This window comes from Caballeronia sp. (assembly GCF_049581465.1).
Lineage (GTDB): Bacteria > Pseudomonadota > Gammaproteobacteria > Burkholderiales > Burkholderiaceae > Caballeronia.
In genome coordinates this window covers 1-1813 of sequence record NZ_JBAUSA010000743.1, presented here as the reverse complement: position 1 = coordinate 1813, position 1813 = coordinate 1, and the positions used below count along the sequence as shown (strand labels likewise).

Here is a 1813-nt window from a genome sequence, read left to right as displayed (position 1 = left end):
CCTTAACCTCTCGCGGCCCCATCAAGCCGCGCCAGCACCCTCTCACGCCCAAACAACATCAACACCGCGTCAATGGAAGGCGTATGCGTGGTTCCAGCCACCAATAGCCGGACCGGCATAGCGAGTTGGGGCATCTTCAGCTTGTGCGCACCCAGCGTGGCCTTGAACGCGGCTGAGATGGCTTCCTTGCTCCACTCCACTTCGCCCAGGGCCTTTTGCAACTCGGCCAGCGCCGGGCGCACGGTGTCCGTGACATGTTGCGCAAACGCGGCCGGATCGATCACGGGTTCCTGGTAGAACATGGCGGCGTTCTCGGCGATCTCCTTGACCGTCGATGCACGATCCTTCAGCAATCCAATCACCAGTTCGAGCGGAGGTCCTTCCTCAAGCATCGCAGCGTCAATATCCAGTTCGGCCAGGAACGGTTTCGTCAGCGTCTCCAGCCGCGCGTTATCGGCTTCCTTGATGTAATGCGCGTTCAGCCACTTCAGACGGTCCGGATCATATTGCGCCGGCGACGTGCCAAGGTGGTCCAGGTTGAACCACTCGACAAATTGCTCGCGCGAGAAGATCTCCGCATCGCCATGCGACCAGCCGAGGCGCGCCAGATAGTTCAGGACAGCTTCCGGCAAAAAACCGGCGTCGCGATAACCCATTACAGACATCGCGCCATGGCGCTTGCTCATCTTCTCGCCCTGCTCGTTGAGCACGGTCGGCAAATGCGCGTACACAGGCACTTCGCCGCCCAACGCCTGCAGGATGTTGATCTGGCGCGGCGTGTTGTTCACGTGGTCGTCGCCGCGAATCACGTGGGTAATCTTCATGTCGAGATCGTCGACGACCACGCAGAAGTTATAGGTCGGCGTGCCATCCGGACGCGCGATAACCAGGTCGTCGAGTTCTTCGTTCGAGATCTCGACCGTGCCCTTCACCGCGTCGTCCCAACTCACCACGCCACCGATCGGGTTGCGAAAGCGCACAACGGGCGTGATGCCCTCCGGTATTGGCGGGAGTACCTTGCCCTCTTCGGGACGCCACGTGCCGTCGTAGCGCGGCTTTTCATTGGCTTCGCGCTGGCGCTCGCGCAACGCGTCGAGTTCTTCCGTCGACATATAGCAGGGGTACGCAAGCCCTTGATCGAGCATCTGCTTCAGCACTTCACGATACCGGTCCATGCGCTGCATCTGGTAGAACGGGCCTTCGTCGTAATCGAGCCCGAGCCATTCCATGCCTTCGAGAATAGCGTCGACGGAAGCGTCGTTCGAGCGCTCCAGATCGGTGTCCTCGATGCGCAGCACGAAGACGCCTTTCATCTTGCGTGCGAACGCCCACGGGTAGAGTGCGGAGCGAATATTGCCGAGGTGGATGAATCCAGTCGGGCTCGGAGCGAAACGGGTACGGACTTGAGTCATGGGCGATGTGCTCGATAGCGGAAATGCGCGTACCCGTAGGCGGTAACCGGGCAGGCGATATGTCGGCGACCCGCTTCGGCGTGTTTTCCAGCACCGTCGAAGTGGCCAAAATGAACCGGAATTATACTCGCGGCCTGCATTTCGCCGGTTTCGATGCCATGTTGTTCTATGATGAGCGCCGCCGTTTCTAGCCCGTTCGTCTCAAGCCCGTCGTGTCGCAGGAGAAACTTTTGAAGTCATCGCCTTCCTCATCCGTTGCGCAGTTGTCCCGTCGCGCGTTCTCGCTCGGCTGCGCATCGGCCGTTTTGACCGCATGCGCCACCGCGCCGTCGACTTCCACGACCGCGATTGCCCCTGCGCCTCCCGCTACCACGCCCACCACCGCGCCCCAGCGCTCGATG

The 1813-nt window shown here is 60.9% G+C and carries 3 protein-coding genes; 1 reads left to right on the top strand and 2 read right to left on the bottom strand.

Features of this window, described 5'->3' with window-relative positions:
* Positions 1-2: 2 nt before the first annotated feature.
* A complete protein-coding gene (gene gltX / locus WCA53_RS18410) occupies positions 3-1412 on the bottom strand; it encodes a glutamate--tRNA ligase (RefSeq protein WP_423913696.1) in 1410 nt (469 codons plus the stop codon).
* 59 nt (positions 1413-1471) lie between these two features.
* On the opposite strand from gltX, the gene WCA53_RS18405 reads away from it, so the two are divergent.
* On the top strand, positions 1472-1603 hold the full coding sequence (locus WCA53_RS18405; RefSeq protein ID WP_423913692.1) for a hypothetical protein: 132 nt from the start codon (positions 1472-1474) through the stop codon (positions 1601-1603).
* Here WCA53_RS18405 and WCA53_RS18400 read toward each other — a convergent pair.
* Positions 1600-1813 (bottom strand): hypothetical protein (locus WCA53_RS18400; protein ID WP_423913689.1); only part of this gene is annotated, 214 nt, incomplete at its 5' end. The two genes, WCA53_RS18405 and WCA53_RS18400, sit on opposite strands and share 4 nt — an antisense overlap.